Consider the following 15,541-nt stretch of genomic DNA (forward strand, 5'->3'; position numbering starts at 1 on the left):
TAGGCCTGGCTGATCGTCGAATGGTCGGGAACCTTCTCATCGATGCCGAGACCGAGGAACCAGCGATAGGCGAGGTTCGTCTGAACCTCCCTCACGGTCTGGCGCACGGAACGGATGTTGAACAGGGGTCCGAGTAGGATGATCTTGATGATGATCTCCGGATCGATGCCGGGCGTACCGGTGTTCGAATAGAGCGGGGCGCAGAGCCGGTGCACGATCGAGAAGTCGATGTGACGGTCGAGTCTCCGGACGAGATGATCCTGCGGGACCAGCTGGTCCAACGTGGTCTTCGACTGGATCGGTTCATGTCGTTTCTCAGAATGGGCGCGATACATATCGGGTTCCTCCTTTCGATGACGGGCGGACGTGGCGTTTACCTACCTACTTCCCCGTTTGGACCGGTTCGAAGTATGTATCGGGCTTTTTCTTCGGCCGTCGAGGCCTCAGAAAAAGACAAATGGCCGCCAAAGGTGGCGACCATTCGTGTGGCTCGTCCCACGGCGCCCCGACTCCTGCAGGAAAGCAATCCGACGGAGACCCAGCAGCGACTTAAGTCGCGATGCGGCTCCGGGATTGCCTGCGGAAAGCGTGGGCGCCGGAAGGACGAGTTCGAACATGTTATTTGTCAACAAGCTGACGGGAGATTTCTCTCCCGTCTTGTCTCACTTGTGCTCGAGACGCACGCGCATCACACCGCTGTATGGGAACAGCTTCAACTGAACCGTCTCCCCTTCGTACCAAATCCCAGTTGTTTGTTCGTTCGTCGGTGTCACGTCAGGCGTCGCGACTGCCTGACGGTCCCAATCGATGGCACGCACTTTTTGGTCCCGTACCATCAAGAAGAATCCATCATAGAAATGATATTCGTTCACTTGGTCACGCTGAACGGCAGTCGGGCTACCGAGTTCGGCGCGCACGGTCGCCACATCTTTGCCAATCCAGTCAAGGACGGTCTCCGAAGCGCTCGGGACGACTTGTTGCCATGCGGCGATCACGTCATCGTCCGACAAGGCCGGAGCTTCTGTCGTCACACTCTCTTCCGTGACCCACCCCGTCATACGCTCATTTAGCTGTACTTTTACGAAGCCACTGACCGTCTCCAAACGTTCGAAATGATCACCGAGGTCGGCCTCATAGACGACCGCGACACGGTCATCTGCATAGACTTTCGTATACGGTTGCCCGATATAGATTGTATCTGCAGATTCGGTTTCGGTATCGGTCGGTTGTTCCGACTCGGAATCGACCATCTCGGTCGCAATCTCATCTGATTTCGGTAAAGCAGACTCTTCTTTTTTGTCGATCAGTGCCGCGAACGCGATGATCCCGACTAAAGCGAGGACCAAGGCTACCGCCGTCGTCACCCGGAACACTCGTTTACGCTTTCGTGTCGTCGCGCGCGACAATCTTCCTCCATTCATGTTCTTCACTCCTACTCGATTCGATTCATTCCACTCGTTTCGTCAAATGGTAGGAGGTTTCCTGCCTCGTCAAAAAATTTCAAGTCGTGTTTTGTCAATTCGTCCATCGTTTGCATCATCTGCTCAACATCGACCGGTTCATCGTTCTCCATATTCTCACGAATACGAATTGTTTTACCTAGCTCGATCGTCCGCGAGGTCAAGCGATGGAAATAACGGTCATGCGTAATGAGAAGCAATCCACCCGGGTACACGGACAACGCCGTCTCGATTTGTTCCCGTGTCGCCACATCTAAATAGTTCGTCGGTTCGTCGAGCGCCAACAGATGCGCATCGGAGAAATAGAGAATCAGGAAGGCAATCCGACACTTCTCGCCCATACTCGCCTCATTGATCGGTCGATGCACCTCATCCCGACGGAACAAAAAGTGAGCGAGCAGTGTCCGAGCCTCTGTCTCCCCGATGTCACTCTGGGCAAGTAATGCATCGAGCAGTGTCCCCGTCTTCGGTAAACGTTCGAGCGTTTGCGAGAAATACCCAATCTTCAGACGAGGATGCCGCTTGATCACACCTGAAAGCGGTGCTCGTTCACCAATCAGCACATTCAATAACGTCGTCTTTCCGCTTCCATTCGGTCCGATGATGGAGAGGCGTTCACCTTTTTGAATCGAGAAGGAAATCCGTTCATAGAATGGCTTGTCGTATCCAAACGTCACCTCTTCACACGTCAACCATGTCTTCGCTTCGAGCTCATCTGCCGCAAATTGGACGGAGATGGTCTTCTCCTCTTTCGGCTTACGTGGACGATTGTCTTCGAGCTGTTTGAGCTTCTGTTCCCTCGCCTTCATCTTGACGGCGAGATTGGCCGCTCCTTTTTGAGCCCCCGGACTGCGGACACTGGCCGTCGCTTTCGCCTTCAAGTGCCAGCCTTTGTACTGGGCAATCATATCGAGCAGCTCTGCTTTTCGGCTCACGTAGCGGGCATGAGCTCGCTCATCACGCAGGCGTTCGTCCTCTTTTTGACGTCGATACGCCGTATAGTTCCCTGGGTATCTGGTGACTTCCCCATCCGACAGTTCGAGGATGATTGTCGCAACATCATCCATCAGTTGACGGTCGTGGGAGATAATCAGCACCGTCCTATCGAATCGGTTCAGCCATTTCGTGAGCCAGTCAATCGACTCGACATCCAGATGGTTCGTCGGCTCGTCGAGTAGGACGACGTCGACCTGCTTCATCGTCAACGTCGAGAGTTGTGCCCGTGTCTTCTCTCCCCCGCTCAAATTGTTGATGTTTTGGTCGAGTTGACCGTCCAACCCGAGTCGGGTCAACGCTTGCGTCGCCTCTTGCTCTAAGTTATACACATCGAGTGCGAGCGCTCGTTCATAGGAACGCATGACTCGCATCTCATCGCCAGACGACACCTTTTCATAAAGGGCGTACCGTTCAGGATCGCTCCGCATCACCCACTCGAGTAGTGACATATCTTCGGATTCGATTGTCTGACGGACGAGCCCGACTTCACCTTGACATTCGATCGCCCCGGCTTGTGGCGTCAATTCCCCTGTCACGAGTCGGAAGAGTGTCGTCTTCCCACTTCCGTTCAGCCCGAATAACACAGCGCGTTCTCCGGCTGCGACCTCAAACGAGACCGCTTCAAATAATGGTTTCCGGTCGTAATCGAACCGGACTTGTTTCATAGCTAACATCTGTTTCACCTCGCTCATTTTTCCGATACGCGATGAAACAAAAAACACCATCCGCTCAAAAGGCGGTGGTGTGAAGGAATCCGTTCAAAGAGGAAAAAGAGTACTTCCCGCACTTGAAAAATGGACACACTTCACCCGTGACTGTTCAAGCGAACAGTGATGATTCGTCTCATCGTTGGAGTGAACGTGTTTTTTTCATGGCACGGTGTACCTCTCTTTCCTAAGTTACTGCCACCTTATCAAATTGAAAGTGGATTCGCAAGAGCGCACCCCACAATCTCCCATTTTTTCTACTCCTTTAGGCGGATGCGATGCACTCTTCTCCGCGTTATGATGACAGTATATTCGAACAGTGAGGTGATGCATGATGCGTCGACGCATCCTCGTTCCGAGTGCCGTCTTGGCGAGCGTCGGAACGTTTCTTTATACACGATTCAAACGACGGCTCCCCCGCCCACGTTTTAAATGGCCGGAACGTCCAGAACTGACAACCATCGATGAGACGCATGTGCAAGCGACGTGGATTGGGCATTCGACCGTCCTCATCCATTGGTATGGACTCAAAATTTTGACGGACCCCGTCTTCTCCAAACGAATCGGTGTCCATTTAGGACCACTGACAATCGGCATGAAACGTCACAAGGCCCCCGCCCTCTCCATCGAGGATGTCGGACCGGTCGACGTCATCTTGCTCAGTCACGCCCATATGGACCACTTTGACCATAAAAGTTTAAAACGACTCATCACCCGCGAGACGATTGTCGTCTCCGCTCCAGGGACGAGTCGCCTGCTCCGTCGATACCCGAGTCTGCAGACGCTCGAGCTGCATCCGCATGACAAAGTGACCTTGGCGAACGGGCTCGATGTCCGGGCCATCCCTGTCAAACATTGGGGCAACCGTTTCCCATGGGACAAACATATGGGCTATAACGGCTATCTATTAAAATACAAAGGGATCCGAATGCTGTTTGCGGGAGACACGGCATACACCGACTCCTTCAAAGGGCTCGCCGACCGTGAACCGATTGACCTCGCGTTCTTCCCAATCGGCGCTTATCAACCGGACTCGTTCCAAGAGGCGCACTGTACCCCCGAACAGGCTTGGATGATGTACAAAGAGAGCGGGGCGAAGCGCTTCTTCCCGATGCATTGGGACACGTTCGTCCTCTCTTATGAGCCGGTCGAGGAGCCGTATCACCGTCTCGTCGCGGCCGCAAAACTGGACCGTGACCAAATTGTGATCAAGTCGCATGGGGAAAGCATCCGCCTGTAGTTTTTCCTTTCCCTTCATCCAAAATTTCGGTAACGTTAAAGACGAGAGGGAGGGATTTGTTATGGAATGGACGACGTTGAATAATGACGTCAAGATGCCGATGCTCGGGCTTGGTGTGTATAAGGTCGAAGACGGCGCAGTGACGGTCGATACGGTCAAAGCTGCGCTTGAAGCGGATTATCGTTTGATTGATACGGCCGCGATTTATCAAAACGAAGAAAGTGTCGGGCAAGCGCTTCGTGAAGCAGGCATTCCTCGGGAGGATGTGTTTGTGACGACGAAGCTTTGGAATGAGTTCCACGGGTTCGATGAGGCGCTCCAAGCGTTTCAGGATAGTCTCGACCGACTCGGTCTTGAGTATGTCGATTTATTCCTCATCCACTGGCCGATGCCTCGATTCGGGAAGTTCGTCGAAACGTATAAGGCACTCGAACAGTTATATGAAGAAGGACGTGTCCGTGCAATTGGCGTCTCAAACTTTGAAGTCGAGCACTTAGAACAAATCATTCAGTCGTGCTCGATCGTCCCGGCCGTGAACCAGGTCGAGATCCATCCGTATTTGTCTCAAAAGGAATTGATTGCTTTCTGCAAACGATATGACATTCAGATTCAGGCATGGAGTCCACTCATGAAAGGACGCGAAGCGCTCGAAGACGACACGATTGTAGAGATTGCGAACCGTCACGGCAAATCACCGGCTCAAGTCATCTTGCGTTGGCACTTACAAAACGGGGTCGCCGTTATCCCGAAATCGGTGACACCGAGTCGAATCAAAGAGAATATACAGGTATTCGACTTCACGTTGACGAAAGAAGAGATGGCGGCCATCGATGCGCTCAACCGTGATGAGCGGACCGGATCCGATCCGAAAGAGATGCATAAAATCCATTATTGAGGAGTGAATGACATGTTCAAAAAACTGGCTTCTGATTTGACTGGCTTCAGCGACATCGGTGAGGTGATTGACCCGTCCGACTTCGATAAGGCAGATGCGGACGATTACGTCCTTCACGAAGACAATGAAAAGATTTATTTCTTGATCAAGTCAAAATCAGATGAGTATTGTTTCACCAACTTGTCGATGATCCACCTCGATGGAACGAGCGCCATCAGTTCGAAGCGCGTCCTCTATCGTTATCCGTATTCACATTATCCGATCAAGCACGTCATGTTCGAGACGGCGGGTACGGTCGACCTCGATGTCGAAGTCAAATTCTCAATCGGCGACAAAGCGTACTCGATTGACATCAACAAAAAGCAAATCGAGCATGTGAAAGATTTGTATAAGGCACTCCTCGCGATCGAAGAGATCCAACGGGAAGGTCGTCGCATGATGGAATATGCGAATACGTCACTCACACACTCCGTATCAATTTTGAGCGGACTCCGCGAAGGGGACATGAACGTACCGAACACGTTCAAGGAATTGAACGAGCAATCGTTCGATTGGCTACAACGCCACTATCACGAGTGGAACCGAAAAGACTTCGGTTCGGTATACGAGAAGTACATCAATAATTAAACAACAACTCCTCCGTGGGACATTCGCCCTTGGAGGAGTTGTTTCATTTCTCATCAATCAACTGCTCGGCCAATCGTTGATACAAGTGGCTCATGTGCACGGCAGACGCAATGGCGAGCGTTCGCTGCACACCGTTCTCTTTTTCGAGCGATGCATGTAACAGCGTGTCAGCCTGGGCTTCAAACGCTTCTAGATTCTTCACTTTTTGCGCCTGATACGCTTCATAAAAGTCCTCAAGTGAGAACGTCTCGTCCGACTCGTTCAACGGACGGAGCGTCTCTTTGATGTCACTAATCGACAGGAGACCTTTCATCTCATAGATCAAACTGAGTAACATCAGATGTTCATTCGTATACTTTTTATTTTTGACAGGATGGAACAATTTGCCCTTGGCATAGTTATTGATCATCGTCTTCGTCAAAATCGTCTCATCCTCGTCCCGCTTCATCTTCCCATAATTCTGCTCGAACAATTGGATGACCTGGTCCATGTATAAATCGACAGTCGGCAATATGTCCCTCGGGAGCGTCCCTTCCGTTTCGGTAATATTCTTCGCTTTCATCCGTCTCACCTCACCTTCAAGTATAAAGAAAACTCTCATTTGTCGAAAGGTACACCTTGCTGTTTGTTCCTCTTCAGTATATCATGTAGTTATCGATACTACATGATGTGATAAGGAGTGTTTTACATGAATTCGATTTTCCGTGAACCGATCAACGCGCTAACGCATCTCGCTGGCGCGGTACTCGCTTTCATTGCGCTGATTGCGATGGTCGTCAAAGCTTCACTACTTGGCTCACCCCTTGCGATTATGGCTGCGATTTTATTCGGGATCAGCCTCGTCTTTCTTTATTTATCGTCAGGTCTTTACCATAGCATCATCGCCTCACCGAACGTCATCGCCTTCTTCCGGAGAATCGACCATGCGATGATTTACGCATTGATTGCGGGTACATATGCGCCGCTCACGCTACTCGCGCTCGAGGGACCGACACGCTGGGTCCTCTTCGGTACCGTACACGCACTCGCCTTGTTCGGCATCGTCTTCAAACTCGTCTGGTTCCATGCACCGCGTTTCTTATCGACCGCGCTCTACATCGGGATGGGCTGGCTATCCGTCTTCTTTATCGGACCGCTCCATGACGTGATTGGTAACGCTGGCATCTTCTGGCTCGTCCTCGGGGGCGTCATGTATACGATTGGTGGGCTCATCTACGGGTTCAAGCCAAAATTCGTCAACTGGCGGGGATGGGGATTCCATGAAGTGTTCCATTTGTTCATCTTGTTCGGAAGCTTTGCCCACTTCGTCTGTGTCTTTTGGTATGTCTTTTAAGTCCTCCTATCGGGGGACTTTTTTTGTGAGCCGTTTTCTGTACTTTGAATTCAAGATTTCCTACACTAGGGACAGGAGGGATTCATGATGAAAATTGAAGTATGGTCAGATTATGTCTGCCCGTTTTGTTATATCGGGAAGCGTCGCTTAGAAGAGGCGCTCGAACAGTTCCCACAGGCGGACCAAGTGGAAGTCGAGTTCAAGAGTTTCGAGCTCGACCCGAATGCGCCGACGAACGATTCACGTACCATTTATGAGGCACTCGCAACGAAATACCGTATGCCGATCGAGCAGGCAAAAGGGACGACGGCTCAAGTCGCCGCTCAAGCCCGCGAAGTCGGTCTCGATTACGACTTTGAGAACATGGTCGTCACAGGTACACTCGACTCACATCGTTTGACGCATTATGCGAAGACGGTCGGGAAAGAAAAAGAATTGTCGGAAGCGTTGCTTCAGGCTTACTTCGTCGATGCCAAGCACATCGGGAACCACGATGTCTTGCTCGAGATCGCTACAAGTGTCGGTCTTGACCATGACGCTGTCCGTGACGTCTTGACGACTGACGTGTATACGGAAGACGTTCGTGCCGAAGAGAAACGCGCAAGTGACCTTGGCATCACAGGTGTCCCGTTCTTCGTATTCGACAACAAATACGGAGTGTCTGGTGCTCAACCGACGGAAGCGTTCACGCAAGTGCTCGAAAAAGTCTGGTCTGAGAACAACCCGACGATCCAAGTCCTTTCGAACGGTGCGACGTGCACCGACGACAACTGTGATATTTGATTGATGAAGAAGCCGAGGTTCGGCTTCTTTTTTGTGGTATTCTTCACCCTACTACTTGATAATAGTGATTAGCATATAAGAATCGAGGACTACATCTATGTGGAAAAATCGGAACGTCTGGATCATCTTGACGGGCGAATTCGTCGCCGGTCTTGGTCTATGGCTCGGCATCATCGGAAACCTGGAATTCATGCAAGACCGCGTCCCCTCTGACTTTGTGAAGGCGGTCATTCTCGCCATCGGCTTACTCGCCGGGGTCGCCATCGGTCCGCTCGCAGGACGCCTCACCGACCAAGGCTCTAAGAAAAACATCATGCTCATCTCAAGCATCGTCCGAGCGCTCAGCGTGCTCTTCATGTTCGTTGCCATCGAGACGAATTCGGTCGTGTGGATGGTCGTCTTTTTGATCATTTTACAAGGATCGGCGGCTTTTTACTTCCCTGCCCTACAGGCAGCGATTCCGCTCATCGTAAAGGAACGGGAACTTCTCGCCTTGAACGGTGTCCATATGAACGTTTCGACGTTATCACGCGTCATCGGGACGGCGATTGCCGGTGTCTTGTTGACACTGATTTCGCTCCGTAACGTCTATGCGCTCTCGCTCGTCGCCTATCTGTTGCTTGCGGTCGCGACGCTCTTCTTAAAGCTAGATGAATCGAAGACACCGTCGGCGAAAAAGATCGATGCGAAGGCGTCGAGTGGCTTCAAAGATGTCTTTCCAATCATCAAATCAATCCCGGTCATCTTCATGACACTCGTCATGACGCTCATCCCCCTCCTCTTTATCGGAGGATTCAACTTGCTCGTCATCAACATCAGTGAGTTGCAGGATTCTACGGCAATCAAAGGATGGATTTATACGGCGGAAGGACTCGCCTTTATGACAGGTGCCTTCATGATCAAACGGATCGGCGAAAAATTCTCGGCGTTCTCGATTTTATTCTCGTTCTCGTTTTTGATCGGTGTCGCACAACTGATGCTATATTTTGCAGACATCCCGTTCATGTCGATCGCGGCGTTCGTCGTATTCGGATTCTCGGTCGGTTGCTTCTTCCCGACGGCGGTCACGATTTTCCAGACACGGATGCCAAAAGAATATCACGGGCGTTTCTTCTCGTTTCGTAACATGCTCGACCGGATTATCTTCCAAATCGTCCTTCTCGTGACAGGGTTCTTCCTCGATTTGATCGGACTTCAGCTCATGGTCGTCTTGTTTGGAGTCAGTTCGATTACGATGACAGCCGCGTTCCTTATCTATACGCGAAAACATAAACTGCATATCGAAGAAGACGCTACTGAGAAGATCTCTTCATAAAAAACAAGCGATGACCGATGTCATCGCTTGTTTGCGTCTTGAAGCTCTCGCCACCACGTCGTCGTATCATTCCGACCGTCGAGTGTGATCCGCTCCCCAATCTTCGGAGTGAGGACGACCTCTTTCGGTAAGAGGGACGCCATCTGTTCCGCCGGGTCAAACCAATCGTGGAACGACAGCGTGAACGCACCCCAATGGATCGGCATCATCTGGTCGGCGCGTAAATCGTGAAATGCTTGCGCTGTCTCTTCCGGCTGCATATGGACGTCTGGCCAGCGCACGTCATATTGTCCGCATTCGAGTGCGGCGAAATCGAACGGTCCGTACTGTTCACCAATCATCTTGAAGTGCGGCGCGTAGCCGCTGTCCCCGCTGAAGAAGAGCCGGTCTGTCTCGCCGAGGACGACCCATGACGCCCATAACGTGCTGTTGCGGTCCGTCAACGAGCGGCCGGAGAAGTGACGTGCCGGCGTACAGACGAACGTCCAATTCCCGAACGTATACGACTCGTTCCAATCTCTCTCCACGATTCGCTCTGCACCGACACCCCATCGTTTCAAATGACTCCCTACCCCGAGCGGCACGATGAACATGGCGACCTTGTCTTTAATCGCAAGGATCGTCCCATAGTCGAGGTGGTCGTAATGGTCATGCGTCAACAAGACGACATCGATCTCAGGCAAGTCCTCGAGGTCAAACGGTAAGTCTTCGCTGAAACGCTCATTCTTAGCGAACGGAAGCGGCGATGGGCTGCGTCCGAACATCGGGTCGACGAGCATCGTCTTCCCGCCCATTTGTACCATGAGCGCCGAATGACCGAGCCAGTAAATTCTCGTGAAACTCGAACCCGTCTTCTCCTCGAAATCGATGGGCACGATTGGTAGCCGTTCACTCGGCTTACGAAGCGACGTCACATCACGATAGTCACGAGCCATCGATACCATGTCCTCCGCAGAGAAGTTCATCGGTGTCTCATATTGATTACGGAATTTCCCGTTGACCTGGTTCGGGGATTGAATTGATTTCGGTTTTCGTCCGAGTGGTTTGTACTGCGTCAGAATCGTTCCGGTGACGGCCGCCATTCCGACTAATGAGAGCAACATCGTCTTTTTCATCTAGATCCTCTTTTCTACAAGTTCGTTGCATTGATTATAACGTGCATGTCTCCATATGATATCGGTTAATATGCAGATTCACTCATCTTTCAAAAAATGGCGTGTTCTTGACTTAAGTCAATGTGAGACCGCTCCCATCCTTTTATGATGGAGACAAGATCATTCGAAAGGAGTTTTTCTCATGACCCATTTAACTGTCCGTTCACATCAACGTGCCGCGCTTTGGTCTGGAATCGCACTCGTCCTCATGGCACTCGTCGCCTTTTTCGCGCAAGGATACGTCTATCAATCACTCGTCATCGAAAATGAAGCGATGACAACGTATGAGAACTTAATCAGTCATCCGACGCTGTTCCGTTTCGGTATCATCGGCTGGGGCATCATTGTCGTTCTAGACCTGATTGTCACCTACGGACTATATCGTTTCTTCAAACCATTTCATACTACATTCGCCTTACTCGTCGGGACACTTCGCTTCCTTTACACGCTCATTCTCGCCTTCGCCGTTTTACGTCTCGTTGAAGCCGAGCGTGTCCTCGATACTTCCACTTCAGCTAGACAAGTGTATGAAACGGTCACGTCATTTGAAACCATTTGGTCGCTTGGCTTAATCGTGTTCGGTCTTCACCTCATCGCAGTCGGATGGATTGCGATGCGGACCCAATTCATTCCAAGAACGATTGGCATCTTACTTGTCGTTGCCGGTTTCAGTTATACGATTGTTCATGCTCTTTACCAATTCCAAACTTTTGAAAGCATGACGACTCGACTCGAGCTCACCCTCATGCTTCCGATGTTCGTCGGCGAATTGGCCTTTGCCGTATGGTTGATCGTGAAAGGAAGAATACTTCCTACACATGATATCACTCGACAATCCGCAGGTGACGCGTCGCCCGCTTCTTGATCCGACTGAGTGACTCCGGTGTGATACCGAGATAGCTCGCCAGTTGATACTGTGGGACCCGATGAACTAAGTCGGGTCTCTTCTCCATCAAGGTCTGATACCGTTCCTCTGGTGTGGACGACATGAACGAGGCGAACGCATCGCGCATCGTCCCCATGTCTTCTTGCATCATGTCACGCGTCATCGCTTCAAGGACAGGATTCATCTCGTATTGCTCCTGCTCTGTCGCAAGGTCTCCAACGACGAGACAACATTCCTCTATACACGCTAACGAATACGGTGATCGTCCATCTGTATGATGTTTCGTCAATATGGTGATACTCTGTTCTTCCGTGATGAAATCGACAGTGTGCTCGTTCCCGTCTTCGTCGACTTTATATTGACGAATGCAGCCACTCAGTACGAAATAGCATTTAGTCGGGACGTCTCCTTGATGCAATAGAGTTGTCCCTTTCGGAAACGTGGCAATTGGTACATCCGCTACTAACCGCTCACACTCGGTATCACTCAAATCCGTAAAACGTTTCATGTATTGAATCAAGACGTCTTTCATCCCATTCACTCCTTTTCAAGGAAAATCGATCTAGTCCCTCAAGTATAGCAGGTTTCATCATTCAAAAAGACCTGCCCCACTGCTTTGGTGGGACAGGTCTTCTGTTAAGACTTTTGTAAGATTTTAATGTCGTTGATGATGTCTTCTGTCGGGACGTCTTGGAAACCAGGATACGCTTTGATGATTTTGCCTTCCTGGTCGACCAAATAGAAGTACGTAGCATGGTCGACTTGTGTACCTTCTTCAGGCTTCCGGACGAGCGCTTTAAAGTTCTCTTGCGCGAACGTTTCGATTTCGTCTTGTGAGTAGCCCGACAAGAATTGCCAATCCGCTTTCGAAAGGTCATAACCGCTCATAAATTCTTTCATCTTCTCCGGAGTGTCCACAGTCGGGTCGACACTGAACGAGACGAATTGCACGTCTTCGACGCCCTCTTCTTCGAGCGCTTCATTCAGCTTCGTCATGTTGTACGTCATCGGCGGGCAGACCGTCTCACAGCTTGTGAAGACGAAGTCTGCCATCCACACTTTCCCTTTTAAATCGTCGAGACTGACCATTTCTTTTTCTTGGTTCATGTATTCGAACGATTCGACTTCCCAGTTGAGCGGGTCCTCGATTTCTTGTCCGCATCCTGCTAGGACGATGAGCATCGTCATCAAACTACCGATCCACCATTTCTTCACACGTTCCAACTCCTTATCGCTTTTTGACATTCCACATGAGGATGGTGATGAGCGTGAAAGCCGTCAATGCGAGGAACGGAATCGTGATGAATCCGAACCAGTTGATGTATTGACCGCTGCACGGAACACCTTGTGCACAAGGCTGAATTTCAGCAAATCCTGGCACTTTTTGTACCAAGTAATGGTAAAGTGAAACAATACCGCCTATGATAGTAAGCGGTAACACATATTTTCGTACCGCCCGATCTTCCGTGAAGACGGCAATCCCTAGGATAATCGTCAGCGGATACATAAAGATGCGTTGAATCCAGCATAGCTCACATGGCACAAACTCTCGAATCTCACTGAAATAGAGACTCCCGAGTGTCGCCGTCAACGCGACGAGCCAAGCGAGATACAATCCATATTTTTCGAAAAATGACTTCATCTTATAAATCCTGCTCGATCAACTGTTGGATTTGTTCGTAGTCGAACGGGTCCTCGAGCATCACACCGTTGATCATGATCGAAGGTGTGAATTGAACACCGTTCTCTTTCACAAGCCCGTCGTCCGTACTGACTTTTTCGAGCACGGTCGAGTTTTCGCCGAGATCTTGTTCAAGTTGTGCCAAGTCGACCGATGTCGTCTCACCTGCGATTTCTTTCAACTTCTCGACTGTCACCCATGCGTTGTCGTGTTGTTGTGAAGCCGGTTGCGCGTCATAGAGCGCTTTATGGAACTTCCAGAACGATTCAGGGTCTTGCTCGTACACCGACTCGGAAGCGAGGGATGCCAAAATCGATTCTTGTCCGTGGAACAAGACGTTAATATAGCTGAAGCTGACATCTTCCTTGTCGAGATAATCCGCTTTCAGTTGCGGATAGATCGTTTCGCCCCACTGTTTACACGATGGACATTTATAATCTCCGAACTCGACAACCGAGACTTTCGCGTCCGAGTCTCCGAGTGTCGGTTGTCCCTCGATTGACACGTGATCGCCTCGGTCGGCCGTTGTCGGCTCATCTTGATTGAGCAAGACGAACACCAATGCAATCAATGCGACGGCAACGACGGTCATGATGACCAACCATTGATTCTTTTTCATTTTCTTCACCTCTATTTATTTTTCGACTCGTCTTTCATTATAGCGGAAGCTCTTTCACCTATCATGTGTTCGACTCGTTTTTCATAATTGTCTTTATTTCAAGCTTTAGGAGGTTTTTCTCGCATGATCAAGTCTTTTACGATGCGCCTCGGTCTCATTTTGGCGCTCAGCATCGCCACGCTCGTCTTTTTACTGACGATTGCACTCACCTCCCTGATCAGTCATCGGGCATCTGATTCGCTCGAACAAGAAATCGGGGAACGTCTTTCGACAACATCACATCAATTGGCGGACAAACTCGACTTTTATATGTGGTCACGCTATCAAGAAGTCCAACTCTTGCAAGGTCTCGATTTAGGGGACCCGGACGCGACACGACGACTGCTCGATCAAGTCCAGTCGAACATTCCGGCATTCTCTTGGATGGGTGTCACGGATGCGGAAGGGACTGTCGTTGCTTCCACGAACGGCATACTCGAAGAGGCATCCATCGCCGAGCGCCCGGTGTATCTCGAAGCGAAAGAAACTCCTTTTATTGGTGACGTCCACGAGGCAGTCCTATTAGCTGAACTGTTACCGAATCCGACGGGAGAACCGCTCCAATTCGTCGATATCAGTGTCCCTTTATTTCAAGACGGGACATTTCAAGGGGTGCTTGCCACTCACTTGAGTTGGGCATGGGGAAAAGAAGTACTCGGACATTTCAATCGGACGCTCCATGAACAAGTCGATGATACGGATTTGTTCGTCGTTAGTGAACGAGACAACGTGGTGCTCCTCGGCCCAGACGATCTAGTCGGAAAACCACTCCCTGTGTCGTTTACGGAAGGAGCTTCCGTGAAAGAATGGGAGGATGGACAGGACTATCTGACGGGGATGTCGATTGGGGAAGGGTATGATGAATATCCCGGACTAGGTTGGCGCGTCGTCGTCCGTCAACCGGCAGCCGTCGCGTTCGCACCGGTCGAGGCGTTAGAAACGAGAATTCTATGGATTGGCCTCTTCGCATCGCTCGTGACGGCCGTTCTCGGTTGGTTACTCGCTTCCGTCGTGACGAGACCGTTGAAACGAATTACTGAAACAGCTTCGCTCATGGAGCAAGGAAAAGCCAATACATTCCCGCATCAATCCGGAATCGAAGAGATTGAGTCCCTCGCATTCGCACTGGAATCGCTCGTCACATCCCTCACAGAGTCAGAATCGGAACGGGTGCATTTCGAGCTCCTTGCAAACCGTGACGCGCTGACCGGTCTCTCGAACCGTGTCGCCTTACGTGAGCAGTTGAATCAACTGCTCACTTCGAAAGAGCCATACGTTTTCTTTTATATCGACCTCGATGGGTTCAAGGCGGTAAACGATACATACGGTCACGCGGTCGGCGATGAATTGTTAGTCGAAGTCGCACGGCGGCTACAAACTCTTACAATCGATGACATCTATCCGGTCCGCTTGAGCGGGGATGAGTTTTTCCTCATGTTCCCAAGACATGAACGTTCAATTCAGGATATTCAAGAAATCGGGACATCCATCATCGATACGCTCTCACAACCTGTGATGCTCGGTCTCATATCGGTAAAGGTCGGGGCAAGCATCGGCGCATCGATTTGGTCGCCAGCAGAACCTCCACATGTCGCCATCGAACAAGCGGACAACGCCTTATATCGGTCAAAAGCGAACGGGAAAAAGCTGCTTTCGTTCCATGAGTCGTTCGAATGATTACTGGTACCCATACGAAAAGGAGTTCATGATGAACTCCTCAGCTTGTTGACAAATAACATGTTCGAACTCGTCCTTCCGGCGCCCACGCTTTCCGCAGGCAATCCCGGAGCCGCATCGCGACTTAAG

At 50.7% G+C, this 15,541-nt stretch carries 17 protein-coding genes; 8 read left to right on the forward strand and 9 right to left on the reverse strand.

Features of this window, described 5'->3' with window-relative positions:
* From KNO86_RS14285 to abc-f, 3 genes are all read right to left on the reverse strand, one after another.
* The coding region (locus KNO86_RS14285) for a transposase (protein ID WP_214697319.1) at nucleotides 1-335 on the reverse strand (335 nt) is incomplete at its 3' end.
* 327 nt (nucleotides 336-662) lie between these two features.
* Nucleotides 663-1,421, reverse strand: coding sequence for a hypothetical protein (locus tag KNO86_RS14290; RefSeq protein ID WP_214697321.1), 759 nt, complete (start codon nucleotides 1,419-1,421; stop codon nucleotides 663-665).
* An 11-nt stretch (nucleotides 1,422-1,432) separates the two neighbouring features.
* Nucleotides 1,433-3,130 (reverse strand): ribosomal protection-like ABC-F family protein, encoded by a 1,698-nt coding sequence (abc-f, locus tag KNO86_RS14295; RefSeq protein WP_214697322.1) that lies wholly within the window; start codon nucleotides 3,128-3,130, stop codon nucleotides 1,433-1,435.
* A gap of 367 nt (nucleotides 3,131-3,497) precedes the next feature.
* Here abc-f and KNO86_RS14300 point away from each other — a divergent pair, with 367 nt between their 5' ends.
* The 3 genes from KNO86_RS14300 (at nucleotide 3,498) to KNO86_RS14310 (ending at nucleotide 5,925) form a co-directional block, all read left to right on the forward strand.
* The gene (locus KNO86_RS14300) at nucleotides 3,498-4,403 is read left to right on the forward strand and encodes an MBL fold metallo-hydrolase (protein WP_251127029.1); all 906 of its coding nucleotides are present in this window, start codon (nucleotides 3,498-3,500) and stop codon (nucleotides 4,401-4,403) included.
* Between the two features lie 61 nt (nucleotides 4,404-4,464).
* Nucleotides 4,465-5,298: an aldo/keto reductase gene (locus KNO86_RS14305; protein WP_214697325.1), complete on the forward strand. Its 834-nt coding sequence runs from the start codon at nucleotides 4,465-4,467 to the stop codon at nucleotides 5,296-5,298.
* 12 nt (nucleotides 5,299-5,310) lie between these two features.
* The gene (locus tag KNO86_RS14310) at nucleotides 5,311-5,925 is read left to right on the forward strand and encodes a PH domain-containing protein (protein ID WP_214697327.1); all 615 of its coding nucleotides are present in this window, start codon (nucleotides 5,311-5,313) and stop codon (nucleotides 5,923-5,925) included.
* A gap of 43 nt (nucleotides 5,926-5,968) precedes the next feature.
* Here the strand turns inward: KNO86_RS14310 and KNO86_RS14315 are convergent, their stop codons facing one another.
* Nucleotides 5,969-6,487: a DUF1836 domain-containing protein gene (locus tag KNO86_RS14315; RefSeq protein ID WP_214697330.1), complete on the reverse strand. Its 519-nt coding sequence runs from the start codon at nucleotides 6,485-6,487 to the stop codon at nucleotides 5,969-5,971.
* A 126-nt stretch (nucleotides 6,488-6,613) separates the two neighbouring features.
* Between KNO86_RS14315 and trhA the strand changes: the two genes are divergently transcribed.
* From trhA to KNO86_RS14330, 3 genes are all read left to right on the forward strand, one after another.
* On the forward strand, nucleotides 6,614-7,258 hold the full coding sequence (gene trhA, locus KNO86_RS14320) for a PAQR family membrane homeostasis protein TrhA (RefSeq protein WP_074032708.1): 645 nt from the start codon (nucleotides 6,614-6,616) through the stop codon (nucleotides 7,256-7,258).
* Nucleotides 7,259-7,345: 87 nt separating this feature from the next.
* Complete coding sequence (locus KNO86_RS14325) at nucleotides 7,346-8,041, forward strand: DsbA family oxidoreductase (protein WP_214697332.1); 696 nt, start codon at nucleotides 7,346-7,348, stop codon at nucleotides 8,039-8,041.
* Between the two features lie 97 nt (nucleotides 8,042-8,138).
* A complete protein-coding gene (locus KNO86_RS14330; protein WP_214697334.1) occupies nucleotides 8,139-9,356 on the forward strand; it encodes an MFS transporter in 1,218 nt (405 codons plus the stop codon).
* A gap of 20 nt (nucleotides 9,357-9,376) precedes the next feature.
* On the opposite strand, the gene KNO86_RS14335 is transcribed toward KNO86_RS14330, so the two are convergent.
* A complete protein-coding gene (locus tag KNO86_RS14335) occupies nucleotides 9,377-10,471 on the reverse strand; it encodes an MBL fold metallo-hydrolase (protein ID WP_214697336.1) in 1,095 nt (364 codons plus the stop codon).
* 181 nt (nucleotides 10,472-10,652) lie between these two features.
* On the opposite strand from KNO86_RS14335, the gene KNO86_RS14340 reads away from it, so the two are divergent.
* Nucleotides 10,653-11,375, forward strand: a complete 723-nt coding sequence (locus KNO86_RS14340; RefSeq protein WP_214697338.1) for a DUF4386 domain-containing protein — start codon at nucleotides 10,653-10,655, stop codon at nucleotides 11,373-11,375.
* Here the strand turns inward: KNO86_RS14340 and KNO86_RS14345 are convergent.
* The 4 genes from KNO86_RS14345 to KNO86_RS14360 form a co-directional block, all read right to left on the reverse strand.
* A complete protein-coding gene (locus KNO86_RS14345; protein ID WP_214697340.1) occupies nucleotides 11,335-11,928 on the reverse strand; it encodes a Crp/Fnr family transcriptional regulator in 594 nt (197 codons plus the stop codon). The two genes, KNO86_RS14340 and KNO86_RS14345, sit on opposite strands and share 41 nt — an antisense overlap.
* A gap of 104 nt (nucleotides 11,929-12,032) precedes the next feature.
* Nucleotides 12,033-12,620 (reverse strand): SCO family protein, encoded by a 588-nt coding sequence (locus KNO86_RS14350; RefSeq protein WP_483297970.1) that lies wholly within the window; start codon nucleotides 12,618-12,620, stop codon nucleotides 12,033-12,035.
* A 4-nt stretch (nucleotides 12,621-12,624) separates the two neighbouring features.
* Nucleotides 12,625-13,038: a disulfide oxidoreductase gene (locus tag KNO86_RS14355; RefSeq protein WP_214697342.1), complete on the reverse strand. Its 414-nt coding sequence runs from the start codon at nucleotides 13,036-13,038 to the stop codon at nucleotides 12,625-12,627.
* 1 nt (nucleotide 13,039) lies between these two features.
* Entirely contained in the window at nucleotides 13,040-13,696 is a 657-nt protein-coding gene (locus KNO86_RS14360; RefSeq protein ID WP_214697344.1) for a DsbA family protein, read from the reverse strand.
* 123 nt (nucleotides 13,697-13,819) lie between these two features.
* On the opposite strand from KNO86_RS14360, the gene KNO86_RS14365 reads away from it, so the two are divergent.
* Nucleotides 13,820-15,412, forward strand: a complete 1,593-nt coding sequence (locus tag KNO86_RS14365; protein ID WP_214697353.1) for a diguanylate cyclase domain-containing protein — start codon at nucleotides 13,820-13,822, stop codon at nucleotides 15,410-15,412.
* Nucleotides 15,413-15,541: the final 129 nt, after the last annotated feature.

Source organism: Exiguobacterium sp. s160 (genome assembly GCF_018617575.1).
Lineage (GTDB): Bacteria > Bacillota > Bacilli > Exiguobacteriales > Exiguobacteriaceae > Exiguobacterium > Exiguobacterium aestuarii_A.